The sequence below is a fragment of the Streptomyces sp. NPDC007905 genome (assembly GCF_042959345.1).
GTDB lineage: Bacteria > Actinomycetota > Actinomycetes > Streptomycetales > Streptomycetaceae > Streptomyces.
The window spans coordinates 288,263-310,780 of the sequence record NZ_JBIBKS010000007.1 but is presented as its reverse complement, the minus strand read 5'-3'; the positions used below and the strand labels follow the sequence as shown (position 1 = coordinate 310,780).

The 22,518-nt window shown below is 73.2% G+C and carries 24 protein-coding genes; 10 read left to right on the top strand and 14 right to left on the bottom strand.

Annotation, left to right across the window (positions count from 1 at the left end; translation table 11 throughout):
- Positions 1 to 55 precede the first annotated feature (55 nt).
- Positions 56 to 1,438, top strand: coding sequence for an FAD-binding protein (locus tag ACFZDC_RS15490; RefSeq protein ID WP_391323967.1), 1,383 nt, complete (start codon positions 56 to 58; stop codon positions 1,436 to 1,438).
- A gap of 45 nt (positions 1,439 to 1,483) precedes the next feature.
- On the top strand, positions 1,484 to 1,630 hold the full coding sequence (locus ACFZDC_RS15485; protein WP_391323965.1) for a hypothetical protein: 147 nt from the start codon (positions 1,484 to 1,486) through the stop codon (positions 1,628 to 1,630).
- Positions 1,631 to 1,685: 55 nt separating this feature from the next.
- Here ACFZDC_RS15485 and ACFZDC_RS15480 read toward each other — a convergent pair whose 3' ends face one another.
- Positions 1,686 to 2,072 (bottom strand): hypothetical protein, encoded by a 387-nt coding sequence (locus ACFZDC_RS15480; protein WP_391323963.1) that lies wholly within the window; start codon positions 2,070 to 2,072, stop codon positions 1,686 to 1,688.
- A gap of 22 nt (positions 2,073 to 2,094) precedes the next feature.
- Complete coding sequence (locus ACFZDC_RS15475) at positions 2,095 to 3,189, bottom strand: WD40/YVTN/BNR-like repeat-containing protein (RefSeq protein ID WP_391323961.1); 1,095 nt, start codon at positions 3,187 to 3,189, stop codon at positions 2,095 to 2,097.
- Between the two features lie 281 nt (positions 3,190 to 3,470).
- On the opposite strand from ACFZDC_RS15475, the gene ACFZDC_RS15470 reads away from it, so the two are divergent.
- Positions 3,471 to 4,049 carry a hypothetical protein gene (locus ACFZDC_RS15470; protein WP_391323959.1) on the top strand — a complete coding sequence of 193 codons (579 nt, stop codon included), beginning with the start codon at positions 3,471 to 3,473 and terminating at the stop codon, positions 4,047 to 4,049.
- Between the two features lie 24 nt (positions 4,050 to 4,073).
- Here the strand turns inward: ACFZDC_RS15470 and ACFZDC_RS15465 are convergent, their stop codons facing one another.
- Together ACFZDC_RS15465 and ACFZDC_RS15460 are read right to left on the bottom strand one after the other, a co-directional pair.
- Complete coding sequence (locus ACFZDC_RS15465; RefSeq protein WP_391323958.1) at positions 4,074 to 6,047, bottom strand: HEAT repeat domain-containing protein; 1,974 nt, start codon at positions 6,045 to 6,047, stop codon at positions 4,074 to 4,076.
- 135 nt (positions 6,048 to 6,182) lie between these two features.
- Positions 6,183 to 7,844: an acyl-CoA dehydrogenase family protein gene (locus ACFZDC_RS15460; protein WP_391323956.1), complete on the bottom strand. Its 1,662-nt coding sequence runs from the start codon at positions 7,842 to 7,844 to the stop codon at positions 6,183 to 6,185.
- A 71-nt stretch (positions 7,845 to 7,915) separates the two neighbouring features.
- On the opposite strand from ACFZDC_RS15460, the gene ACFZDC_RS15455 reads away from it, so the two are divergent.
- Both ACFZDC_RS15455 and ACFZDC_RS15450 read left to right on the top strand, forming a co-directional pair.
- Positions 7,916 to 8,674 (top strand): PaaX family transcriptional regulator C-terminal domain-containing protein, encoded by a 759-nt coding sequence (locus tag ACFZDC_RS15455; RefSeq protein ID WP_391323954.1) that lies wholly within the window; start codon positions 7,916 to 7,918, stop codon positions 8,672 to 8,674.
- A complete protein-coding gene (locus ACFZDC_RS15450) occupies positions 8,671 to 8,844 on the top strand; it encodes a hypothetical protein (RefSeq protein WP_391323953.1) in 174 nt (57 codons plus the stop codon). The genes ACFZDC_RS15455 and ACFZDC_RS15450 overlap by 4 nt, the downstream gene beginning before the upstream one ends.
- Positions 8,845 to 8,853: 9 nt before the next feature.
- Here the strand turns inward: ACFZDC_RS15450 and ACFZDC_RS15445 are convergent, their stop codons facing one another.
- The 3 genes from ACFZDC_RS15445 to ACFZDC_RS15435 form a co-directional block, all read right to left on the bottom strand.
- Positions 8,854 to 10,242 (bottom strand): solute carrier family 23 protein, encoded by a 1,389-nt coding sequence (locus ACFZDC_RS15445; RefSeq protein ID WP_391323951.1) that lies wholly within the window; start codon positions 10,240 to 10,242, stop codon positions 8,854 to 8,856.
- Positions 10,243 to 10,370: 128 nt separating this feature from the next.
- Positions 10,371 to 11,711 carry an FAD-dependent oxidoreductase gene (locus ACFZDC_RS15440; RefSeq protein ID WP_391323949.1) on the bottom strand — a complete coding sequence of 447 codons (1,341 nt, stop codon included), beginning with the start codon at positions 11,709 to 11,711 and terminating at the stop codon, positions 10,371 to 10,373.
- Between the two features lie 332 nt (positions 11,712 to 12,043).
- Entirely contained in the window at positions 12,044 to 12,709 is a 666-nt protein-coding gene (locus ACFZDC_RS15435; protein ID WP_391323947.1) for a TetR family transcriptional regulator, read from the bottom strand.
- 212 nt (positions 12,710 to 12,921) lie between these two features.
- On the opposite strand from ACFZDC_RS15435, the gene ACFZDC_RS15430 reads away from it, so the two are divergent.
- On the top strand, positions 12,922 to 13,170 hold the full coding sequence (locus ACFZDC_RS15430) for a DUF2630 family protein (RefSeq protein WP_391323946.1): 249 nt from the start codon (positions 12,922 to 12,924) through the stop codon (positions 13,168 to 13,170).
- 17 nt (positions 13,171 to 13,187) lie between these two features.
- On the opposite strand, the gene ACFZDC_RS15425 is transcribed toward ACFZDC_RS15430, so the two are convergent.
- The 4 genes from ACFZDC_RS15425 to ACFZDC_RS15410 all read right to left on the bottom strand — a co-directional run bounded on the left by ACFZDC_RS15425 (position 13,188) and on the right by ACFZDC_RS15410 (position 16,696).
- Positions 13,188 to 13,877 carry an HAD-IA family hydrolase gene (locus ACFZDC_RS15425; RefSeq protein ID WP_391323944.1) on the bottom strand — a complete coding sequence of 230 codons (690 nt, stop codon included), beginning with the start codon at positions 13,875 to 13,877 and terminating at the stop codon, positions 13,188 to 13,190.
- A gap of 10 nt (positions 13,878 to 13,887) precedes the next feature.
- On the bottom strand, positions 13,888 to 14,583 hold the full coding sequence (locus ACFZDC_RS15420) for a phosphatase PAP2 family protein (RefSeq protein WP_391323942.1): 696 nt from the start codon (positions 14,581 to 14,583) through the stop codon (positions 13,888 to 13,890).
- Positions 14,584 to 15,113: 530 nt separating this feature from the next.
- Positions 15,114 to 16,049 carry a M56 family metallopeptidase gene (locus tag ACFZDC_RS15415; RefSeq protein ID WP_391323940.1) on the bottom strand — a complete coding sequence of 312 codons (936 nt, stop codon included), beginning with the start codon at positions 16,047 to 16,049 and terminating at the stop codon, positions 15,114 to 15,116.
- A 95-nt stretch (positions 16,050 to 16,144) separates the two neighbouring features.
- Positions 16,145 to 16,696 carry a DUF5134 domain-containing protein gene (locus ACFZDC_RS15410; protein ID WP_391323939.1) on the bottom strand — a complete coding sequence of 184 codons (552 nt, stop codon included), beginning with the start codon at positions 16,694 to 16,696 and terminating at the stop codon, positions 16,145 to 16,147.
- Between the two features lie 163 nt (positions 16,697 to 16,859).
- Between ACFZDC_RS15410 and ACFZDC_RS15405 the strand changes: the two genes are divergently transcribed.
- Together ACFZDC_RS15405 and ACFZDC_RS15400 are read left to right on the top strand one after the other, a co-directional pair.
- Complete coding sequence (locus ACFZDC_RS15405; RefSeq protein WP_391323937.1) at positions 16,860 to 18,515, top strand: FUSC family protein; 1,656 nt, start codon at positions 16,860 to 16,862, stop codon at positions 18,513 to 18,515.
- Complete coding sequence (locus ACFZDC_RS15400) at positions 18,512 to 19,141, top strand: MarR family transcriptional regulator (protein WP_391323935.1); 630 nt, start codon at positions 18,512 to 18,514, stop codon at positions 19,139 to 19,141. Before ACFZDC_RS15405 ends, ACFZDC_RS15400 begins: the two co-directional genes overlap by 4 nt.
- A 181-nt stretch (positions 19,142 to 19,322) precedes the next feature.
- On the opposite strand, the gene ACFZDC_RS15395 is transcribed toward ACFZDC_RS15400, so the two are convergent.
- On the bottom strand, positions 19,323 to 20,087 hold the full coding sequence (locus ACFZDC_RS15395) for a VOC family protein (protein WP_391323933.1): 765 nt from the start codon (positions 20,085 to 20,087) through the stop codon (positions 19,323 to 19,325).
- Between the two features lie 207 nt (positions 20,088 to 20,294).
- On the opposite strand from ACFZDC_RS15395, the gene ACFZDC_RS15390 reads away from it, so the two are divergent.
- Positions 20,295 to 20,417, top strand: coding sequence for a hypothetical protein (locus ACFZDC_RS15390; protein WP_391323932.1), 123 nt, complete (start codon positions 20,295 to 20,297; stop codon positions 20,415 to 20,417).
- A 70-nt stretch (positions 20,418 to 20,487) separates the two neighbouring features.
- Here the strand turns inward: ACFZDC_RS15390 and ACFZDC_RS15385 are convergent, their stop codons facing one another.
- Positions 20,488 to 20,880 carry a VOC family protein gene (locus ACFZDC_RS15385; protein WP_391323930.1) on the bottom strand — a complete coding sequence of 131 codons (393 nt, stop codon included), beginning with the start codon at positions 20,878 to 20,880 and terminating at the stop codon, positions 20,488 to 20,490.
- Between the two features lie 70 nt (positions 20,881 to 20,950).
- Here ACFZDC_RS15385 and ACFZDC_RS15380 point away from each other — a divergent pair, with 70 nt between their 5' ends.
- Entirely contained in the window at positions 20,951 to 21,493 is a 543-nt protein-coding gene (locus ACFZDC_RS15380; protein ID WP_391323929.1) for a GNAT family N-acetyltransferase, read from the top strand.
- Between the two features lie 52 nt (positions 21,494 to 21,545).
- Here ACFZDC_RS15380 and ACFZDC_RS15375 read toward each other — a convergent pair whose 3' ends face one another.
- Positions 21,546 to 22,229 (bottom strand): glycerophosphodiester phosphodiesterase family protein, encoded by a 684-nt coding sequence (locus ACFZDC_RS15375; protein WP_391323927.1) that lies wholly within the window; start codon positions 22,227 to 22,229, stop codon positions 21,546 to 21,548.
- Between the last annotated feature and the right edge of the window lie 289 nt (positions 22,230 to 22,518).

The window sequence follows — 22,518 nt, the reverse complement described above, 5'->3', positions numbered from 1 at the left end:
GCCGAGCGGCACTCGCGGGGCGGTGGCCATGCCGTCCACGGAAGGAGAACAACGGATGAGCGTGGACGTGGAGACGCTGGCTGCCGAGGTGCGAGGCCCCGTCCTCCTGCCCGGCAGCCGGGAGTACGACGAGGAACGGGTCGGTTTCCAGGCCGGCTTTCGGCACCGCCCCGCCGTCGTCGTCGGCGCCACCCGCCCCGAGGACGTGTGCGCCGCGGTCCGCTTCGCCGCCGAGCGGAGGCTGCCCGTCGCCGTGCAGTCCACCGGACACGGCATCGTCACCGCCCTGAACGGCGAGGGCGTTCTCATCACCACCCGCCGGATGAAGGCCGTCGCGGTGGACGCGGGCGCCGGAACCGTTACAGCCCAGGCCGGCGTGCTGTGGGGAGAGGTCATCGAGCAGGCCGCCCCGCACGGTCTGGCCCCTGTCAACGGCTCAGCTCCGCACATCGGCGTCGTCGGCTACCTCCTCGGCGGCGGTATCGGCCTGCTCGGCCGCCGGACCGGTTACGCCAGCGACTACGTCCGCGCCATCGACATCGTCACCGCGGACGGTGCGCTGCGCCACGTCACGGCCGGCTCCGACCCCGACCTGTTCTGGGCGCTGCGCGGTGGCGGCGGCAACTTCGGCGCCGTCACCGCCGTCGAAACCGCCCTCGTGCCGGTGACGCGGCTCTATGGCGGCGGCATCCACTTCGCCGCGGACCACCCCGTCGACCTGCTGCACGCCTATTGGGCATGGACCTTGACGCTGCCCGAGGAGCTCACCTCCTCGATCTGCCTCATGACCTGCCCGCCGTGGCCGTCCGTCCCCGAGCCGCTGCGCGGACGCTACGTCGCACACGTCCGGATCGCCTTCACGGGCTCCGCCGAGGAGGGCGAACGGCTCGTGACGCCCCTGCGGGCGCTCGGCCCGCGGCTGGTCGACACCGTCCGGGAGATGCCGTACACGGAGGTCGGCACCATCTACCAGGACCCGCACGTCCCGCACGCCTACTTCGGCGGAAACGTCCTGCTGCGCGAACTCGATCCCACGGCCCTGTGGACCGTCGTGGACGTGGCCGGACCCGATGCGACCGTGCCCTGCATCGTCGAGATCCGTCACCTTGGCGGGGCCTTCGCCCGCCGGCCCCCCGACCCGGGCGCGGTCGGCGGACGGGACGCCGCTTACATGCTGCGCGTGATGACCGGCGGAACGGCCGCGCCATCCACGTCCGCCCGGCCGGTCCATCAGCGCGTCTACGACGCCCTGAAGCCCTGGACAGTCGGCCGCAGCCTCAACTCCGTCTACAACGACGGCGCTCCGGTCTCCCAGGAGCGGGTGCGGGAACTCTTCGCGGCCGAGGATTACGAGCGGCTGCGACACGTGAAGACGCTGTACGACCCGCACAACCTGTTCCGGTTCACCCATAACATTCGACCGAAAGAAAGCGATTGACTGAGCTTTTGCGCTTGCATGCGGGAACCATGCTGCTCGTCGATCTTGAAGCTGCTGGAGGAGATCGCCGACAGCCTTGAGACGCCGGCCCTGGCGGCGGTGTTCCGTCCGGGCCTCCTGGACGGCCACCTTGTGTGGCTCGGGCAGCGGATGAACGAGGACGAGCAACGACGGTTCCAGCTGTTGGGGTAGTACGTGGATAGGGGAGAGGGGCTCTGTTGCGGACCCCCTCTTCGATTTTCAGGCGTCAGCTGATTTTGCGCCAGACGCAGATCTGGGCGACGCCCTCGCAGTGTCCGTATCCGGGGTTGGTGACGAAGCAGCCGTCACCGTCGAGGAGCCGCCGGTTCTTTACAGGCAGGTCGTGGAAGGCGCCCTGGTTCTGCTTGCTGTTGATTCCGGCGCGTCCGCAGCGTTCCTTGCCGGATGGACCGTTCTTCGCGGTGCGGATGCCGGCGAAGAGCCCGAATACGGTGTCTGTCGGGCAACGGCCGGTATAGAGCTGGGCGCGCGCTGCCGCTGCTGACCTGGTTGACGCCGCCGGGGAAGCCGCCGGATTCGGCGAGCAAGCTGCGACCGGGTGCCGGCCGAGGATGACCGGACCGTCGACTCGGATGACCGTTGCCGCCCTCACCTCCTTCCCGTGGGCCCGCGCGTCAGCCGATCAGCGCGGCCCGCACGCACAGCACGTCCGGCAGGTGCGAGGCCAGCTGCTGCCAGCTGTCACCGTCGTCGGCCGAGCCGAACACCTCGCCGTTGCGGTTGCCGAAGTAGACCCCGGCCGGCGCGGCACTGTCCGCGTCGTCCGTACAGAGCGCGTCGCGCAGCACGGTGCCGTAGTGGTCCTCGGCCGGCAGCCCCTTCGTCAGCGGCTCCCAGCTCTTGCCGGCGTCGGCCGTACGGAAGACCCGGCAGCGGTGGCCCGCAGGCACCCGGTCGGCGTCGGCGTTGATCGGGAAGACGTAGGCGGTGTCGGCGCGGTGCGGATGGGCGGCCACCGCGAAGCCGAACGTCGACGGCAGGCCCGCGCCGATGTCGGTCCAGTGCGCGCCTGCGTCGTCACTGCGGTACACGCCCCAGTGGTTCTGCAGGTACAGCCGGTCCGGGTTGCCCGCGTCCCTGGCGACCTTGTGCACGCACTGGCCGAACTCCGGGTTGGGATCCGGCAGGAACACCGCGGAGACACCGGAGTTGGACGGCGTCCAGCTCGCCCCGCCGTCCGTGCTGCGGAACACCCCTGCGGTGGAGACGGCCACGGTCACGGACCGCGAGTCGCGCGCGTCGGTGAGCACCGTGTGCAGGCCCTCGCCGCCGCCGCCCGGCACCCACTGGGAGCGGGTCGGGTGCTCCCACAGGGGGCGCACCAGCTCGAAGCTCTCCCCACGGTCCTCCGAGCGGTACAGCGCGGCCGGTTCCGTGCCCGCGTACACCACGTCCGGCTCGGCGGCGGCCGGGTGCAGCTGCCAGACCCGCTCCAGCGAAGCTCCGGTGTCCTTGGGAAACTTGACGGCGGGCCGGGCCGGTTCGGTCCAGGTGCGGCCCAGGTCGTCGGAGTGGAACACCGACGGGCCCCAGTGCGAGCTGTCGCCGCCCGCGAGCAGCCGGGGTGAGCCGCCGCGGGTGTCGATGGCGACCGAGTAGATCGCCTGCGCGTTGAAGTAGGGGCTGTCGTCGAACTCCCAGGCGCCGGCACGGCGCCGCCCGATGAAGAGGCCTTTGCGGGTACCCACGGCGAGCAGAACCTCGGTCATGCCGATCACCTCCGGGACGTCTTTGTCCAGGTAGTCGTCCAATACCGGCCAGTCTGCACCCCGCCACTGACAGTCAGCCCCAGGGACCGCGTCGTCGCAGGTCAAGGCGGTGCCTCCGGCCTGTCGTAGAGAGCGGCGAGGTCCGTTGCGGGATGCGCCTGCGCGAAAGGGGTGTCTCGTGCGACCGTCGAGGAGACGGCTCGTCGTGAGCAACGGGGCGGCCCTGCCCGTATGGGAGGTCGGTCCGGCCTGTCGGTGCGCTCGTGAGGAGGATGCCTTTGATGGCGTTCCGTGGTCCGAAGGTGTGGCTGTGGCGCTGGCGGCGCAATCCGCTCAGGCGCCGGGCCGACGTGGTGGAGGCCTGGGTGGTGCTCGCCGCCTGGCTGCTGACCGTCCTGGCCGGCGTGCTGGCGGGCCTCGCGGCGGCCCGGTCGGTGGAGCACGGACTGGCCCGGGAACGCGCCGCCTGGCATCCCGCCGTCGCCCGCGTCGTCGCGAAGGCACCCGGCCGGCCCACGCCAGAGGGCGCCGGCGCCGAGCGGGTCTGGACCGAGGTGCGCTGGACCGTCGCGGACGGTTCGGCCCACACCGGTCAGGCCCGGGTTGCGCCGGGCAGCAAGGCCGGGGCCCCGGTCACCGTCTGGACGGACCCGCAGGGGCACCTGGTCACCCGGCCCGCCACCGCCTCCGAAGCCGCCTTCCGCGCCACTTTGACGGGCGGCCTGGTGGGGTTGAGCGCCGCCGCCGTTCCTTTCGTCGGAGGCCTCGTCCTCCGCGGCCGCCTGGAACGCCGCCGCATGAATCGCTGGGACGCGGAGTGGGCCCGGCTCGGGCCGCAGTGGGGCCGGATGACCGGATGACCGTACCTGCCGCCCGGTGGGCGCCTACAGCCCCGCCATGACCTCTCCGCAGGTCCTGAGGAGGGCCTCGTCCTCGGGGATGTCATGGCTGCCGTACCCGTCCTCGCGCGCCATGTGGCGCCGGGGGGCGGTCAGTTCCGCGGCCACCAGGTCGCTCAGGGGTGCGGCCGCCGGGCCCATGGCCACCAGGCACCGGGCGATCGGGCCACGGCTGCGGGGGTGTTCCGACCAGGCGGCCCGGAGCACCGGCAGCACGGGTTCCGGGTCCCGGCCGATGTGCCACAGCGCGCACGCGGCCGCCGTCCGCTGCCGCACCTGTCCCGAACCGGCCGCCCGGCGCAGCTCCGGCAGGGCCGGGCGGCCGGCCGGACCGAGCCTGCCCAGCTGCCGGGCGGCCAGGCGACGGCTCCCCGGCTCGCCCTGCGTCAGCTCACGCAGCAGGACCGGCAGGACGACGGAGGCGTCACCGTCCGCCGACCACAGCGCGCCCGCGGCGGCGGCCCCGTGCCGGGAGTGCAGCAGCGCCCGCAGCACGGGTGCCGCCTGCGCGGCGGCCCCGAGGGCGTCCAGTGTCTCGATGACCTGTCCGGCGACCGCGCCCCGTGCCCCCAGGCCGGAGGGCGCACCGGACAGCAGGCGCAGAACCTCGGGTACCGCGTCCCTGTCGCCGATGGCCCTGAGCGCCGCCAGGAAAGGGGCGGCCAGGGTGTCGGCGGCGGGGGAGTCCAGGGGGATCCGGCCGAGCCGGTGCTGTAACGCGGGGGCGAGGGGAGCCGCGGCCGGGCCCAGGTGTGCGATCTCGTGGCCCAGGCCGACGGGCACGACCGGGCCCGCCAGGACCTGGGCCAGGACCGCGACCGCCCGCGGATCGCCGCTCCTGGCGAGGGCTTTCAGCGGGCCGCCGAGCGTGGGCGAGCCGCGCTCCCAGCGGTGCGTCCACAGGTCGGGCCGAGCGGTCACCAGCGCGTGGAGGTCGTCCGCGGCGGGCGCGGCCAGGCCGAACAGCTCCGACAGGACCGACACCGCCACGTCCCGTAACCGGTCCTGCTCCGTGCCGAGTTGGGCAGCGATCAGGGCCACCGGCCCGCTGCAGTCGGCCCGCCAGCCGCGGAACAGCACCGCCGACATGCACACGGCATTGCACCGGTCCATCGGGTCCGGGCTGCTCAACTGCCCGGTGAGCAGGGCGATCCGGTCACCGGTCCGGTCACCGAGCGCGGTGTGCAGGGTGCGCAGCAGATGGGCGCCCTCCTCGTCCGAGGGGCGCAGCCGCCGTATCCGCCCCACCAAGGTGTCGTTGCGAGGCTGGTCCGGCACAGGGGTGCGGCGCGCAGACCTGTCCCGCAGCAGCCGGACGGCCGTCGGCACCAGGTCGGCCGGGAGCCGGTCGGGGGCGCCGAGCGCGAGTTGGCCGAGCGCGGCCAGCCGCAGCCCGGGGTCGTGGGGCGGGGCGCTCAGTGCGGTCAGGAGGTCCACCGCGGCAGCGTGCGCCGGGTGCCTGCGCACGAACAGGCCGAGGGCCTCCGTGAGCGCGAGCAGGACCCGGTCGTCCCGCTCGACCGGGATCCGCAGGCGTAAGAGGTCCAGGACACGAGCCGGACCGTCGAGGAACCGTACGGCGGCCCCGGCCGCCGCCCGGCGCACTCCCGCGTCCGGATCCCCGAGGAGGGACACGAACACTTCGGCGTCCGCGCCCACCGCCTCACGCGCGCGTGCGTCCCCGCTCTCCGCCCCGATGCTGACCAGCAGTTCGACGATGCAGCCCCGGTCCGGCACCGCCTCGCGGGCCGCGAGGGAGCACAGGAAGGGAACGCACGCCAGCGTCGAGTCGTACACGTTCCCCTGGTGGTGCACCGCGCCGTACATGCCGTCGAGCGCGGTCTGTCGCTCGGCGGCGTCGGCGGAGGCCAGTCCCCGCAACCAGCCGGGTACGTCCTCCGCGCTGCCGTACGCGTGCCGCAGCGAGGCCCAGTCGACCTCGTCGATCCCCGTGAACACGTTGTCCTCCCCAGACGAGTGCCACCTGATCGCGAGTCTGCACCACGGCACTGACAACGAAGCGGAACCGCGCGCTGACTGTGTGCGATCCGTCGGCTCTCACCGGCCACCGGAGCGGCGGGGGGAGGGATGGGTTCAGGCCGGGAGGGCACGCTCCAGGATCGCGTCCAGCTCCGTCCCGGCGGGCAGGGTGCCGAAGGCGTGCCCCCAGTCGCCGCCCAGCCGGGATGCGCAGAAGGCGTCCGCGACCGGGTGCGGGGCGTGCCGGACCAGGAGCGAGGCCTGGAGGGCGAGGGCCATCCGTTCGACCAGCCGGCGGGCGCCGACCTGATCGGTTTCGGCCAGCTGGTCCTTCAGCGCGGCCACGGCCGCATCCAGGCGGCCGTCCGCCCCGCGCGCGAGGGCGAGTTCGGCGAACAGGGCGTCGGCGGCCCCGGGTTCCCGGCCGAGGGCGCGCAGCACGTCGAGCGCGTTGACGTTCCCGGAGCCCTCCCAGATGGACAGCAGGGGAGCCTCCCGATAGTGGCGGGGCATGCCGGACTCCTCGACGTACCCGTTGCCGCCCAGGCACTCCAGGGCCTCCGCGGTGAACGCCGGGCCCCGCTTGGTGACCCAGTACTTGCCGACGGCGGTGGCGATCCGCCGGAAGGCACGCTCTCCTGCGTCCCCGCGCACGGCCCGGTCCGCGGCCCCGGCCAGCCGCAGCGTGAGCGTCGTCGCTGCCTCCGACTCCAGCGCCAGGTCGGCCAGGACGTTGCGCATCAGCGGCTGGTCGATGAGCCGGGCGCCGAACGCGCTGCGGTGGCGTGCGTGGTGGCCCGCCTCGACGAGCGTCTTGCGCATCAGGGTGGCCGAGGACATCACGCAGTCCAGGCGGGTGCAGTTGACCATCTCGATGATGGTCTTCACGCCCCGCCCCTCCGGTCCGACCAGCCAGGCCACCGTCCGGTCGAACTCCGGCTCGGAGGAGGCGTTTGACCGGTTGCCGAGCTTGTCCTTCAGCCGCTGGATGCGGAAGGTGTTGCGGCTGCCGTCCGGCAGGATCCGTGGCACCAGGAAGCACGACAGACCGCCCGGGGCCTGCGCCAGTACCAGGAAGACATCGCACATCGGCGCCGACGTGAACCACTTGTGCCCGCGGAGCGTGTACACGCCGGGCTCGCCGGTGGGCGTCGCCGTGGTGGTGTTCGTACGGACGTCGGAGCCGCCCTGCTTCTCGGTCATGCCCATCCCGGCGAGCAGTCCGGGCTTCTCGGCCGGGACGCGCAGCCCGGGCTCGTACTCACGGCTGGTCAGCAGCGGTTCGTAGACCTTGGCTAGCTCCGGCTGGGCGCGCAGGGCGGGGACGGCGGCGTACGTCATCGACGTCGGGCAGCCGTGCCCGGCCTCGGTGTGCCCCCACACGAGCCCGCCCGCCGTACGGGCCACATGGGCGCCGGGCCGGTCGTCCGCCCACGGGGCCCCGGCCAGGCCCTCCGCGACCGCGGTCCGCATCAGGTGGTGCCAGCTGGGATGGAACTCGACCTCGTCGATCCGATGGCCGTGGCGGTCGTGGGTGCGCAGTTCCGGCTCGTGCCGGTTCGCCTGCTCGCCCCACTCCTGGGCCTCCTCGCTGCCGGCGCGCAGCCCCAGCCGGCGAACGCCGTCCTCGGCCCATCCGGCACCCTCCCGGCGCAGCCCCTCCAGCAGGGCCTGGTCGGCGGAGGCGTCGTACGGGGCGAGAGGTGGGGCCTGGTTGGTGACGTCGTGGGTGGCGTACTGCGACGGCTGCGCCGACTGCGCGGGTATCGAGACCATGCGGCCATGTTGCACTCTTCCAGCGACTGTCGCAATGATGCAACAAGGAGGCGCACGTACAGTACGTGCCCATGCGCATGAACGTGTCGGTCGAGCCGGGCCGGACAGGGCTGCGGCCGCTGTCCGCGCGGTCGGTCGTGCTCAGCCTGCTGCTGGGCGTGCACCCGCCCGAGTTGCCGGTGAAGGACCTCGTCCGGCTGGTGGAGCCCTTCGGCGTCGGCGGCTCCACGCTCCGGGCCGCGCTGAGCCGGATGGTGGCCGCCGGGGACCTGCGCCGCACGGACGCCGTCTACGGGCTCAGCGACCGGCTGCTGGCCCGCCAGCGCCGCCAGGACGAGGCGCTGCATCCCCGAACGCGCGCGTGGGACGGCGACTGGGAGATGGTGGTGATCACCGCGACCGGCCGCGGCCCCGCAGAACGAGCCGACCTGCGCGCCCGGTTGACCGTCCTGCGCCTGGCCGAACTCCGCGAGGGCGTGTGGCTGCGGCCGGCCAACCTCGCCCGGTCCCTGCCGGCCGACCTCGCGCGCGTGGCCCTGTCCTACACCGCCCGCCCCGGCGGATCCGCGCACGGGCAGGTCGCCCGTCTGTGGCCGCTGGACGACTGGGCGGCCACCGCCCGGACCCTGCTGACCCACGCGACCGGCGCCCAGCACCCGGCCGACCGCCTCACCGCCTTCGCCGCGGCCGTACGCCACCTGCTCACCGACCCGGTGCTGCCGCCCGAACTCCTGCCCGCCGACTGGCCCGGGGAGGCACTGCGCACGGCCTATGCCGGGTACCGGCGAGAGCTGGGGACCTCCCTGGGGCGGCAGGGGCGTGGAGCGTGACATCGGCCACCGGCAACGACCGCCGGCCGGACCACCGGGCGGTACGGGATCCGGGCCGGCCCGGCCGGCTGCTGCCCGACCTGCGGGACGGGGACTGGCTGGACCTCAACCCGAAGGGGTACGGGGTGCCGGCCGGGGCGGTTCCCGCGGACCTGTACCACAGGACGTGAGCGGCCGGTCTAGGCGATCTCGTTCCGGGATGTCCCGACAGCCTCGACACCGTCGGCCGGCCGGCCCTCCGGCTCGGCGTCCGGGGCCGAACCCGTCCTGGCGGGAGGGTGGTTGAACAGCAGGTTCAGGGCGATCGCCGTCAGGCAGCCCGCGCTGATACCGCTGTCCATCACCGTCTGGAACCAGTCCGGGAACTTCGCGTAGACCGTGGGCACGCCCACCGGCAGCATGCCGGCCGCCACCGAAACGGCCAGCACGGTCAGGTTGTTGTTGCCCCTGAAGTCGACCCGGGCCAGCGTCCGCAGCCCGCTCGCCGCGACCGTCCCGAACATGACCAGGCCCGCCCCGCCGAGCACCGGCGCGGGGATCGCCGCGACCACCGCGCCCAGCTTGGGCAGCAAGCCGAGCAGGACGAGGATGCCGCCGGCCGCCGCGACCACCCAGCGGCTGCGCACCCGGGTCATCCCGACCAGGCCGACGTTCTGCGCGTACGCCGTGTACGGGAAGGTGTTGAACACGCCGCCGAGGACGCTCGACAGACCGTCCGCGCGCAGGCCGTCGGCCAGCGAGCGCGGCTCCACCCGCCGCCCCGTCATCTCCCCGACCGCGATCAGGTCACCCGTGGTCTCCGTCATCGTCACCAGCGCCACCACCAGCATGGAGACGATCGCGGACACCTTGAACTCCGGCGCGCCGAAGTGGAACGGCGTGCTGATCCCGACCCAGTCCGCGTTCCCGACCCCGCTGAAATCGGTGAACCCGAACGGCACGGCGACCGCCAGACCCACCGCGATGCCGATCAGCACGGCGATCCGGCTGACGAAGGCCGGTGCGAACCGCTGCACGCCGAGTACGACCGCCAGCACGAAGGCCGCCAGCGCCAGGTTCTTCGGCTCCCCGAAGCCCTTCGCGCCGGCGCCGCCCGCGGCCCAGTTGCCCGCGACCGGCAGCAACGAGACACCGATGATCAGGATCACCGTGCCGGTGACCAGCGGCGGGAAGAAGCGCAGCAGCCGGCCGAAGACCGGTGCGAGCAGCACGATGGCGAGCCCGGCGACGATCACCGAGCCGTAGATCGCGGGCAGCCCGCCGCCGGTCGTCCCGATGAGCACCATCGGTGACACGGCCGCGAACGTACAGCCCTGCATGATCGGCAGCCGTACGCCGAACCGCCAGAACCCGACGCACTGGATCAGCGTGGCTATGCCGCACACCAGCAGATCGGCGGTGATCAGATAGGCCAGGTCGGCGGGCGACAGCTTCATCGCACCGCCCACGATCAGCGGTACCGCGACGGCGCCCGCGTACATCGCGAGCACATGCTGCAGACCGAAGGCCGCCAGCTGCCGTAGCGGTGGTGTCTCGTCGACGGGGTGAACCTGTGCGGTCGTGGGCATGGGGACTCCAGAGCGGCGGTGGGGGAGTGGCATCCGAACAGCACGTGACCGTAAGCGCCTTGAACAGTTTGTTGATGTCCGGTGTGTTGCCGGTGTGTGTCATGCCCACCTGGAAGCCGTCGACTCGGCTACCCCGTCCGCGCCGCCCCCAGCAGCGCGCCCCAGTCGGCCAGCTTGACCACGCCCCGGCCCAGCCGCGCTCCCAGCTCGGCCTCGGCGCGCTCGATCGCCTGCCAGCCGGCCCACGGCACCGGTTCGACGCCCGCCGCCCGCAGCGCCGGGAGCGCGTCGTCCGGTACCCCCTCGCGTACGAGCGCGGGCGCGTCCACGAGCAGGGAGGTCGCCGTCTCCTTGGCGCACGGCCGGTTGGTGCCGATGACACCCGTCGGGCCGCGCTTGATCCAGCCGGCGACGTACTCGCCCGGAGACACGGCGCCGTCGCGCAGGACGCGGCCCTCCCGGTGCGGCACGGTGCCGCTCCCCGCGTCGAACGGCAGCCCCTCCAGCGGCACTCCGCGATAGCCCACCGAGCGCAGCACCAGCTGGGCCGGCAGGTCCTCGTACTGTCCGGTGCCCTTCACACCGCCGAGTCCGTCCGGTGCCGTCCGCTCGAAGCGCACGGCACCCACGCGGCCGCCCTCCGCGAGCACCTCCACGGGCCGCAGGAAGAACCGCAGCCGGATCCGGCGCTCCGTCTGCCGGGGCGCGGCGGCCGCCCAGCCGCGCAGCGCCTCCACGTTGCGCCGTTGCACAGCGGGCAGCGCCGAGGGGTCGGCGTATCCCGGGTCCAGCGCCAGCTCGGCGGGATCCACGCTCACTTCGGTGCCGGGCAGGCCACCCAGCTCGCGCAGCTCCTTGGTGGTGAAACGGGCCTGCGAGGGGCCGCGCCGGCCGACCATGTGGACCTCGGCGACCCCGCTGGCCGCCAGCGTGTCCAGCGCCGCCTGCGGCATGTCCGTCGGACGCAGCTCCCCGGCGCCCCGCGCCAGCATCCGGGTGACGTCCACGGCCACATTGCCCACGCCGATCACCACCGCCGACCGGACACCGTGCACGAATCCGGCGTCGACGGCGTCCGGATGCGCGCTGTACCAGGACACGAACTCGGTGGCCGACCAGCTGCCCGGCAATTCCTCGCCGGGGATCCCGAGGTGGCGGTCGGCGGCCGCGCCCACGCAGTACACGACCGCGTGGTACAGCGCCCGCAGCCGCTCCACGGACAGGCCGCCGGGCCCGTTCACCCGGACCCCGCCGAGGAAGCGCACCCGCTCGTGCTCCAGCACCGTCCGCAGGCTGCCCTGCAAGGACTTGATCTTCTCGTGGTCGGGGGCCACGCCGTAGCGCACCAGACCGTAGGGGCACGGCAGCCGGTCCAGCACGTCCACGCGTACCTCGGGATCCAGCTGGACCAGGGTCTGGGCGGTGTAACACCCGCTCGGCCCGGATCCGACGACGGCGACACGCAGCACGGCGGTACTCCTTGCCCGAAGGAGGAGAGTGTGCGGACGGCTCCAGCATGGCACTGCCGGGCCTCCGACGGCAGGGGCCGGTGGGGTGACGTGGACGCATACCTGTACGCATGAAGTGTGATCATGCGATCACACTGCACGCCGGGTCGCTGTTCGAGGCGTGCGGGGTAGTGGCGGAGGGATCGGGCGGGGCAGTTGCGGTGGGGTCCTGCGGGGTAGTGGTGAAGGGGAGGTGCGAGGGGGACCGCGCGGGCCACGGGACACCGGATTCCTGACACCTCGCCAGCAAAGTGCCCAGCAGCCGAGTTGGGTGACGAGCGGCCCGGTGGTCGCTACTCGGCCCGCTCCTCGGTCGCGAAGAACCGCGACAGATCGTCTTCCCGCCCCGCCTCGGCGTCCGCCTCGCTCCCCGGCGGCGCGCCCATGTCCCACTCGAGCCCGTACCGCTTGAAAAGCTCGGCCCGCAGCGCCGGAACGGGCATCGGCACCCCCGGCACCAGTGCCGCGTACACCGCCCCCATCAGCAGGGCGCGCAGCAGGGGATAGGCGGCCGTCACGTCATCGGAGCCGTACCGGGCGACCGTGTCACTCAGCAGTTCCGACAGGCGCCGCTGCTCCGGGCACTGCACGAAACCCTCGGCCTGGAGCAGCCCCGCCATGTGCTGCCGCATGAGGACCGGCCGGTCCCGGGCGAGTCCCAGGATCGCGTCGATGGCACGGGCCAGCCGCTCCCGGCCGTCCTCGCTGTGCGGCTCCCGCTCCAGCGCCTCCTCCAGCGTGCGGTGCATCAGCCGGTGCACGGCGGACTGGACCAACTGGCGCTTGCCGGGGAAGTAATACGACACCAAGCCGCGCGCCGAACCCGCCCGGTCCGCGATGTCGGCCAGCGTGGTGGCCTCGAACCCGTGCTCGTCGACCAGCTCGACCGCGGCCTGGAGCAGCCGCTCCCGGGAACGCCGGCGCAACTCTTCATTGACCGAGGCGCTGCGCGGGGACATCCTGTAACTCCTGCGTTGACTGGCTGCCAGCCAACTATACTCAACGCAGTGGCTCCGCTGTGCGCGGGCCCGTTCAAAGCTGCCGTTCGTCTGGGGCGACGCGGGGGATCGTCTCAGACGGACGGCGCCGGGGCACCTGCGACGCTGCTGTCGTACACCGGTCGTCGCGTCCCTGGAGTGGACACGGGTGCCCAGCCGAGGAGGCCTGCGACATGGAACAGGACCGGCGGATCCTGACCAGGATCACGGAGATGATCGAGGACGAGCGCAGGCTGCGTGAGGCGGTCGCCTCCGGCGCCATCGACAGCGACACCGAACAGCAGCGGCTCGGACAGCTGGAACGCGAACTCGACCAGTGCTGGGTCCTGCTGCGGCAGCGCCGCGCCAAGGCCGAGTTCGGGGAGAACCCGGACGAGGCGCGGGCGCGACCGTCGGCCCAGGTCGAGGACTACCGGGGCTGAAGCGGGCGGAGTTCCGCTCAGCTCACCATGGCCAGCACCGGCCGCAGCGCGTCCGGCCGCTGTGCCACCGGCAGATGGTCCACGAAGTGCACACGGCAGCCCAGCGCGGCCGCACCGCCGTCCGCAGTCCTGCTGTCACCGACCATCACCACCTGCCGTGGATCGGCGCCCAGTTCCGCACAGGCGGCCGAGAACAACCGTGGGTCCGGCTTCCGCACGCCGTGTTCGTAGGAGAGCGTGTAGACGTCCACGTACGCGTCGAGACCGTGCTCGCGGAAGACGGGGCGCAGGTCCCAGCCGATGTTGCTGACCACGCCGACGCCGATCCCGCGCTCGCGCAACGTGCGCAGCACCTCGGCGGTGTCCGGGTACGGCGCCCAGGCGGCCGGGGACATCTGCCGCTCGTACAACGCGTCGTGCAGAGCCGGGTCGGGCAACGGGACGCGCCGCGACAGCCCGGTGTAGGCGGCCCGGTGCAGCTCGGCGCTCTCGTCCCGCACCGCCCACAGCTCGGCGAGGTCCTCCGGCAGCTCGACCGGAGCCGCCCCGCCGGCCAGCGCCCCGGCCACCTCCAAGGCCCTCGCGTTGTCGGCCAGTTCGGACTCCGGCAGGGTCAGACCCGCCTCCTTCAGTACGTCACGCAGCCAGGACTCGGTGGACTCGACGCGGAACAGGGTTCCCGAGAAATCGAAGAGCACGGCAGCCATGCGCGGGACTCTACCCGGGCTCCGGGTGCGGCCGACGGCCCCGCCGACACTCGTGCACCACGACGGCCACCGCCACCACCAGCGCCCCGAACAGCCAGCCGCCCACCACGTCCGAGGGCCAATGGACGCCCAGCCACACCCGGGTCAGGCCCACGCCCACCACGGAGACGGCGGCCACGGCAACGGCCGGACCCCACAGGGCGCGGCCGGCGCCGTAGCGGTGCAGCAGCCACAGCAGGAGCCCGCAGACCACGGTCGCCGTCATCGCGTGCCCGGAGGGGAAGGCGGCGTAGCGCGCGCTGTCGACGGGATCCGGCCAGATCGGGCGGGGCCGGGCGACGGCCGCCTTCAGCGACTGCTGCACGATCGTGGCCAGGGCGATGGTGACCGCCACCCACACCGCCGTCCACCGGTCCGCGCGGCGCCACATCAGCCAGACCGTGGCCGCCGCGCACACCAGACGCATGGTCAGCGGACCCCACACCCAGTCCGTCAGGATGCGGACGGCGTGCGTGAGGGCCTGCTCCCGGACGGCCGAGCGGTGGGTGCGGCGGGAGATGTCGCCGTCCACGACGAGCAGAGGACGCCACCTGGTCGCCACGAGCGTCAGCAGCAGCGCGGAACAGACGGCGAGTACGGCGGCCACGACGGCCGCCGTGCGGTGGGCCGGCGCGCGGGGCGGGGACTCGGCGGGCCGGTGGTGCATGCGGCGATCTTCGTCGAGGGAACGGGCCGAGGGCCAGCACCCTGGGCTCCGGGTGCAGCCGGTCGCGGGCCCGAAGCGCGGGAACACCGTCGCCCTGCCGCTGACACGGACTCCCGCACTCGCTCGCCCGAGTCCTTTGGGCGGGGCGCGAGCGCCGTTGGCCCTGGCATCGACGCCACCGTCACTGGCGGTACTGTTCCCGGGACTGGCGCTCTCACTGCCTCAAGGCCCTGGCTCTGGCACCGACGCTACTGGCCTCGGACCTGCGCCTTCGTCTGCGCCCGAGTCCTTGGGCGGGGGGGCCAGCGCCATGGGGCCCGGCGTCGGCGCTACTGGCGCGGCGGTACTGGCCCATGACCTGGACTTTCGTCGGCCAAGGCCCTTGCCTCAGCACTGCCGCCACCGGCCGCGGACTGCCGCTCTCGCCAGCCCGAGGGCCTGGGCCGGGAGCGAGCCCCACCGGTACGGGGGCATCGGCGCCCATCGGCGCGGGACCCGCGGTCTCGTCGAGCCCCCGAGGGCGGGCTTCGTCACCCCAGAGCCCGAAGCCCGGGTACCAGCGCCACCAGGACCGGGATCAGCGGCATCAGAGCGGCGGTCGCCGTCAGGCGCAGCCGGTGCAGTGCCGGGAGGCGGTCCGGGGGTGTCAGCAGCCTGCGCACGCGCTGGGGGACATGCGCCTCGGGGGTGGGGCAGGGACCGAACACGCCCCGGTCCTTGTTGAGTTCGACCAGTGCCAGGGCGGTCGTCAGCCGGCCGAAGCGCCGGGAGGCCATGTCGTCGGCGGCCAACTCGACCAGCCGGTGCATCTCGGCGCGGAAGGCGGCGAACACGGGCACCCGAGGGAACCCGCCGGCCAGGGCGGCCGAGCAGCGCAGCAGCCAGTCGTGCCGGGCCCGGTCGTGTCCCTGCTCATGTGCGAGCAGGGCGTCCAGCTGCCGCCCTTTCAGCCGACGCAGGGCGGCGGTGGTGATGACGAGCCGGGGCGTCGAACCGGACAGCCACCAGGCGTCCGGACGCTCGCCCTCCAGCGCCAGCATCCGGCCGCCGGCCGGCTCCTCGCCCGGCAACAAGGGGGCGCGCACGAGGAGTTCGGTCCGCCGCAGGTGCCGTAGCGCCCGGGCCTGTACGACCTCGCGCACCAGCATTGCCAGGCTCCACAGTCCGCCGCAGGCGAGCGTCACCGCGGTCGTCGGCGCCCACGGTCCGGCCGCGCCGAGGGCGTAGGCGTCCACCACCGCGCGAGGAGCCGTACCGAACACATGCCCGCGTACCGCGTGCCAGGCCGCGGCCGCGCTGAGCGTCATCGACAGTGCACAGCACAGCAGCACGGCCGCCACCGCGCACTGCCACACCCACAGGGCGACCACCGGCTCACGGTCCGCCCAGTCGGCCCGGGCGAGCAGCCGCGGGGCGACGACGGCGGTCAGAGCGCCGAGCAGCAGCAGTGCCACGGGGACCATCATGGGCAGCACCCTACGAGCGGCGAGCCGCCCACCGGTACGGTCCCCGGTGCCCAAGTGACGCAGGCAACGCCCGCTTCCCTGCCGGGCCCGGCGGTTCACATCGTCAGCAGCATCGCCACCATGCCGATCCCCATCGACAACCGGCACGCCCGGGCGAGTTCCGGACGGTCGCCCCAGCGCACCGCCGCCGTGCCGCCCGCCGCCACCGCGGCGGGCACCAGGCGGGCGCCGGAGATCAGCACATAGCCGGTGAAGTAGAGCAGGAGCACGCCCGTCACCAGCGGCACTCCGCCGCCGACGCGCGGGTGGTGGTGGGCGGTGGGGGAGGCCGCCATGACGAGGGACATGTAGACCATCGCCGCCGTCCCCACCAGATGGTGCAGATGGTGGGGTTCGCCGCGTGCGGCCCACAGGGCGCGCAGCGCCGCCGCGCCGAACACGGCCGCGTACAGGGGCCACGCCCATCCCGGCGGAGTGAACACCGTGGCGGGCACCGCCATCGCGGCCATACCGAATCCCATGAGCGCTTCGCCGCCGGCGGCCCGGCGCTGCTCCTCGACACCGCTGCGCATGCGCAGCAGGCAGTAGGCCCCGGTCGCCGCGCAGAGCGCGACCAGCAGCCAGGCCGGCCAGGCCGGACCATGCACGCGTGCCACCCCCTCCCGACGGTCGGTCGAGGATGCGATGCCCACGGGGCTCGGGGCACACGCGAGCGCAAGGGGGTGCACGGGGAGCATTCACGGGAGCACGGCAGGTGAGGGAGGGTCCAGCAATATGCTTTACGAGTAAAATACATGCTAAATTAATTTTATGAGCAGTGCCACCCGTCTCCGTCTCCCCCTCACCGGTGTGCTCCGCCTCGGGCGGCCCTCCGACATCTGGTTCAAGCCCGCACTGAGCGTGGTGGCCGCGGTCGCTCCGCCCAACCTCACTCTGCTGGCGCTCGACCGCCTCGATCTCGCCATGTACACGATGGCTGGTTCCCTGTGCGCGCTCTACGGCCACAACCGGCCCTATGCCGCACGGGCCCGGGCTCTCGTCCTGGTGGTGCTCGGCATGGTCGGCGGCCTCGCCGTCGCCCTCGTCGCGGCTTCGCTCACCACCGACGCCGCTGTGCTGGTCACCGTCGGCGCCCTCATGGCGGCCGTGCAGAAGACGGTGTGCGACGCCACCCGCATCGGGCCGCCCGGCAACGTGGTGCTCACCTTCATCAGCTCCGCCTCCCTGTTCGCGCCACAAAGCCTCGGCCAGGTCCCCGGCCACGTCGGACTGGCCCTGACGGCGGGCGCCTGGGCCTGGCTCGTCGGCATGGCGCCCGGTCTGCTCCGCCCGCACGGTCCCGAGCGCCGCGCCACCGCGCAGGCCCTGAACGCGGCCGCCGTGTACGCCGACACGCGCGGCACCGCCGACGGCCACGCCAAGGCCCGCGTCACGAGCGCCGCCGCCATCCACGCCGCCTGGCAGTCCCTGCTGGCCGCCGGCGCCCGCCCCGACCGCACCCGACGCGCCCTCGAACAACTCCTGGTCCGTGCCGAGGTCGCCCTCGCCGCCCCGGCCGACACCGAAGCCGAGCGGCTGCGGGCCTGGGCCCGCGAGCTGCGCGGCACCGGCCGCATCCCGCGCGCCGGGTCCCCGGGCGAGTCGGCCGACGAACTGCTTGGTGTGGACACCGAACTCGCCTTTCCCGACCGCCCGCTGCGGCACCGGCTCGCCCCGCTCGCCGCCCGCACCGCGATCGGCTGCGCCCTCGCCGGCTACGCCTCCCTGGCCCTCGGCGTCGGCCGCCCCTACTGGGCCCTGGTCACCGCGGCCTCCCTCTACCAGGCCAACGTCACCCTCACCTGGAGCCGGGGCATCCAGCGCGTCGTCGGCAACCTGGTCGGCGTCCTGGTCTTCGCCGCGGTCGCGCCCCTGGCGCATCTCCACCCGGCGGCCCTGGTGCTGTGCTGCCTCGCCTTCAACTTCGGCGCCGAGGCGCTGATCGGCCGCAACTACTGGCTCGGCAGCGTGTGCGTCACGCCGATGGCCCTGCTCATCACCGAGTTCGCGCGCACCCAGGACCCCGGCCGGCTCATCACCGAGCGGGTCGCCGACACCCTCGTCGGCGCGCTGGTCGGCTTCGTCGCGGCCGTGGCCGTCACCAACCGGCGCGCGGGGGACCGGATCGAGCACGCGCTGACCACGGTCGAACGCGCCCGCGAGCACTCCGTCCGGCTGCTCGCCGAGCCGCAGCCGGAACCCCGCGCCGTGGAGACCGCCCGCCGCTCCCTCGCCGCCGCCCTGGTCGACCTGCGCGCCACGGCGGAAGCGGCCGCCGGCGAGTGGTGGCAGCGCGCCCTGCCCGAGGAGCGGGTCGTGCTCGCCGAGCAGTCCGGACACCGTACGCTCGCCGCGACGGTACGACGCCAGGGGCTCGCACCCCTGACGCAGGACACGGGCAGGACGACGGAGGACGCACGGCCATGACGCCGACGAACGGACGACCGCCGGCCAGGGGTACCGAGGCCGGCGGTGCTGCGGGGAGCGGGCGGCCGGAGGCCGGGGATGGGGCGGGGAACGGGCGGCCCGAGGCCGGGAGCGATGCGGCGCGGACCGACACCGTCGCGTCCGTCGTCCGGCAGTGGCGGGCCGTGCACCCCGAGCTGGACACCGGGCCCATGGAGGTCATCGGCCGGATCAACCGCTGTGCCGCGCTCCTCCAGCAGGCCGAGGACGCGCCGCTGCGCCGGGCCGGTCTCAGCCGCCCGGAGTTCGACCTGCTCGGCGCGCTGCGCCGTACCGGTCACGAGCTGACCCCGGGGGAGCTGGCCCGGGAGACCTTCTCGTCCGGGGCCGCCGTCACCAAGCGGCTCAAGCAGCTGACCGAACGCGGACTGGTCGAGCGGCGCGGCGACCCCCGTGACCGCCGTGTCGCCCACCTCCGCCTCACCGAAGCCGGCCGCGATCTCGTGGACGGCGTCCTCCCCGACCAACTCGCTTACGAGACCGCCGTGCTGTCCGTCCTCGCCCCCGAGGGCCAGACCGAGCTGGCCGCCCTGCTCGCCGACCTGCTCAGCCGCCTGGAGGGCCGGATGGGCGCACTGCGCGCCTGAGCGCCGGACTGCGTCGGGCCCACCGGGTTGGGGCGTCACGCCTCGCCGCCGCGGCTGGAAGCCGACGAACGCATGTCGTCCATGAGGTCGCCGAAGTGATCGCCTCCGTCCCCGTACATGTAAGGGCTGAGACCCCGTAGAACATGCGGCCGTCTTCCCGCCGCCGCCCACAGCCGGCCGTTCAGCCCTCCTCGCCTGCCTTGTGCACGCCGAACGCCGCTCCCTGCGGGTCCCGCAGCACCGCGATGCGCGGCCCGTCCGGTACGGACGTGGGCGGCATGACGACGGCGCCGCCCGCCCGCTCGGCGACCTCCGCCGTCGCGTCCACGTCGTCCACCGCGAAGTACGGCAGCCAGTGCGGCGGCACCTCCGGCGGGAACCGGTCGCCCATGTCGGCCATGCCGCCGAAGTCCTCCCCGCCGATGCCCCACTGCGTGTACCACTGCGAGGCGTTGACGCTCCAGCCGAAAACGGTGGTGTAGAAGTCCCGGGCCCGGTCGGGGTCGCGGGTCGCCAGCTCCACCCAGCCGAGCGTGCCGGGCGCGTTGAACAGACCGGCACCCGGGAAGGCCCGCGCCTGCCACAGCTGGAACGCGGCGCCCGTCGGGTCGAGGGCCACCGCGAAGCGTCCCACGTCGAAAACGTCCATCGGGCCGAGGACCACCGTCCCTCCTGCCTCCTCCACCCGCCGCGCAGAGTCATCCGCGTCGCCCACGGCGAACGACACGTTCCAGGCCACCGGTTGGGACTCCTGGTACAGCGGGCTGAGCGCGGCGACCGCCGCGTCCCCCAGGTGCGCCATCGTGTATCCGCCCGCCTCCTGCCGCGGATCCGTCTCCGGCCGCCAGCCGAACAGCTCCGCGTAGAACCGCTTCGCCCCCTCCAGATCGCTGGTCCCCAGCTCGGTCCAGCAGGGGCCGCCGATCACCGGCTTGTCGAACTTCATGAGGGCTCCTTCCGGCGTGGCCGCGGCGAGCAGGGGATCTCCGCGCGCGGGCGGGCCCCCTCCTGGCACGCTAGCCCCGGCCGCCCGCACGGGCCATCCGGAGACCGATGCCCTGGCGGCGAAGGCGCCGGGCGTGCGCGGTGCCGTGCCTCGGTGGCCGGCCCGTGTGTCCCTGCGAGGTGTCCCCGGTCTTTCCACCCCGGACGCGTGCCGTCGGCTCGACGCCCCGAGCGCCGGGAGCCGGTCCTGCGCGTACTGCGGCAGACGGAGTCCGTGCCGTCGCTGCTCGGCGTCAGCGGCCACCCGCTCACTGCGGGCAGCAGGAGCTGAGAGCACCTTTTCCGGAAGAGGTGGGGGGCGTGGGAGTTCCGGAACAGGTGGGGGGCGTGGGAGACGCCCGTCAGATGCCGGGACGGTACCGCAGCGGATGGTCCGGCGGGACCTCCACCAGGACGATCCGGGTGCCGTCCGGATCGGCGATCCACATCTCGATCAGGCCCCACGGCTCCTTCACCGGAGGCCGCACGATCTCGACGCCCCCGGCCCGCAGTTCCTCATGCGCGCCGGCCACGTCCGCGACCTGCAACCAGAGCTGTACCGCCGGTGACGGCGGGGTCTCGGAGCGGCCGGAGACCTCCAGGAAGCCGCCGCCGAGGAAGTAGACGGTCCCGCGCTCCGGGCCCGTGCCGAACTCCCGGTAGACGGGCAGGCCCAGTCGCTCCCCGTAGAAGACGCGGGAGCGCTCGGGGTCCGTGGGGTGGAGAAGTGTCCGGCTGCTGAGTACGTGCACCATGCATCCGGAGCCTAGTGGCACAGTTACCCTCGTCCCTGGCTCAGCCGCGCCCGAGATCGGAGACCGCCTCATGGACACCACCACCACTACCGAACCGACCTTCCGAGACGCCACCGACGCCGACGTCGACGCGCTGGTCGCTCTGATCGAGTCGGCGTACCGGGGCGACGCCAGCCGGGCCGGGTGGACCACCGAGGCGGACATCCTCGAGGGGCAGCGGACCGATCCGGAGGGTGTCCTGCAGGTCCTCAAGTCGCCCGGCAGCCGGCTGCTGACGGTCGAGCAGGACGGCCGGATCGTCGCCTGCTGCCAGCTCGAACACCGCGGCGACCACGCCTACTTCGGCATGTTCGCGGTCAGCCCCGCCCTGCAGGGCGGGGGCCTCGGCAAGGTGGTCATGGCGGAGGCGGAGCGACAGGCCCGCGAGACCTGGGGCGCCACCGAGATGCACATGACCGTGATCTCGGCCCGGAACGACCTGATCGCCTGGTACGAGCGCCGCGGTTACCGCCGTACGGGACAGATGACGCCCTTCCCGTACGGCGACGAGCGCTTCGGCATCCCGCAGCGCGACGACCTTCAGTTCGAGCTGCTGGTCAAGCCGCTGGTGTGACGCTCACCGGTACGACTTTCGTACGGGAGATCACGCGCCGGCCCACGCGGCCTCACGCCGTGAAGCGGCCGGTGCGCTTGATCTCCGGGTAGTCGGTCGTCGCGCCGTCCAGCTGGAGCGCGCGGACGAGCCGCAGGTGGTCCTGAGTGTTGACCACCCAGCCGATGATCTTCAGATCTGCCGCGCGCGCGTGCTCGACGATCTCCAGGGTCAGCCGCCGGATGTTGAGACAGACGGTCGCGGCTCCCACCGCCGTGGCGCGCTCCACCACGTCGGTGCCGTAGCGGCTCGCGATCAGCGCGGTGCGCACGCCCGGCACCAGCCGGGCGATCTCGGCGACCGCCTCGTCGTGGAAGGAGGACACCTCCACCCGCGAGACCAGGTCCCGCCGGTGCATGACCTCGGCCAGCGCCCTGGCCGCCGCCACGTCCTTGATCTCCGCCTGCAAGGGCGTCTTCACCGCGTCCAGGACCTCCTCGAAGAGCGGCACCCGCTCCCCGCGGCCCGCGTCCAGGGTACGCAGCTCCGCGAGGGTCTTCTCGGCGATCGGGCCGGAGCCGTCGGTCGTGCGGTCCACCTCCGCGTCGTGCATGACGACCAGGGCGCCGTCCTTGCTCAGATGGAGATCGAGTTCGATCAGGTCGAGGCCGGCCTGCTGCGCGGCGACGAAGGAACGAAGGGTGTTCTCGGGCTCGACACCCATGACCCCGCGGTGACCGATGGTAAGGAAGTTCAAGGTTCAACTCGCTTCCGTCGACGGCGGCTCGGCGCCGGCGGACCCGACCGGACGTCGTCGTCCGCGCGGCAGGCTCGCAGCCTAATGGCCTGGTCCCGCTATGGACCCGCACCTGCGCGAGGGATCGGGGCGCGGCGCGCGCGAAACCTGGCTCGTATCCACCCCCTCGGTCACCCGGACGTGGGCGCGTCCCCCCGACATTGACCGGCCGGATCCGATGGGTTCCTACCTGCCTCCGTACGACCCCGCCACTGCGGCGAAAGTGACCGTCGTCACGGTTTGCTACAGG

Coding starts and splice junctions, on each gene's coding strand:
- ACFZDC_RS15475 (WP_391323961.1), bottom strand. CDS start 3,189: ATGACCGAGGTTCTGCTCGCCGTGGGTACCCGCAAAGGCCTCTTCATC.
- ACFZDC_RS15430 (WP_391323946.1), top strand. CDS start 12,922: ATGGAACAGGACCGGCGGATCCTGACCAGGATCACGGAGATGATCGAG.
- ACFZDC_RS15405 (WP_391323937.1), top strand. CDS start 16,860: ATGAGCAGTGCCACCCGTCTCCGTCTCCCCCTCACCGGTGTGCTCCGC.
- ACFZDC_RS15380 (WP_391323929.1), top strand. CDS start 20,951: ATGGACACCACCACCACTACCGAACCGACCTTCCGAGACGCCACCGAC.
- ACFZDC_RS15470 (WP_391323959.1), top strand. CDS start 3,471: ATGGCGTTCCGTGGTCCGAAGGTGTGGCTGTGGCGCTGGCGGCGCAAT.
- ACFZDC_RS15420 (WP_391323942.1), bottom strand. CDS start 14,583: ATGCACCACCGGCCCGCCGAGTCCCCGCCCCGCGCGCCGGCCCACCGC.
- ACFZDC_RS15445 (WP_391323951.1), bottom strand. CDS start 10,242: ATGCCCACGACCGCACAGGTTCACCCCGTCGACGAGACACCACCGCTA.
- ACFZDC_RS15455 (WP_391323954.1), top strand. CDS start 7,916: ATGCGCATGAACGTGTCGGTCGAGCCGGGCCGGACAGGGCTGCGGCCG.
- ACFZDC_RS15435 (WP_391323947.1), bottom strand. CDS start 12,709: ATGTCCCCGCGCAGCGCCTCGGTCAATGAAGAGTTGCGCCGGCGTTCC.
- ACFZDC_RS15490 (WP_391323967.1), top strand. CDS start 56: ATGAGCGTGGACGTGGAGACGCTGGCTGCCGAGGTGCGAGGCCCCGTC.
- ACFZDC_RS15425 (WP_391323944.1), bottom strand. CDS start 13,877: ATGGCTGCCGTGCTCTTCGATTTCTCGGGAACCCTGTTCCGCGTCGAG.
- ACFZDC_RS15460 (WP_391323956.1), bottom strand. CDS start 7,844: ATGGTCTCGATACCCGCGCAGTCGGCGCAGCCGTCGCAGTACGCCACC.
- ACFZDC_RS15400 (WP_391323935.1), top strand. CDS start 18,512: ATGACGCCGACGAACGGACGACCGCCGGCCAGGGGTACCGAGGCCGGC.
- ACFZDC_RS15395 (WP_391323933.1), bottom strand. CDS start 20,087: ATGAAGTTCGACAAGCCGGTGATCGGCGGCCCCTGCTGGACCGAGCTG.
- ACFZDC_RS15385 (WP_391323930.1), bottom strand. CDS start 20,880: ATGGTGCACGTACTCAGCAGCCGGACACTTCTCCACCCCACGGACCCC.
- ACFZDC_RS15415 (WP_391323940.1), bottom strand. CDS start 16,049: ATGATGGTCCCCGTGGCACTGCTGCTGCTCGGCGCTCTGACCGCCGTC.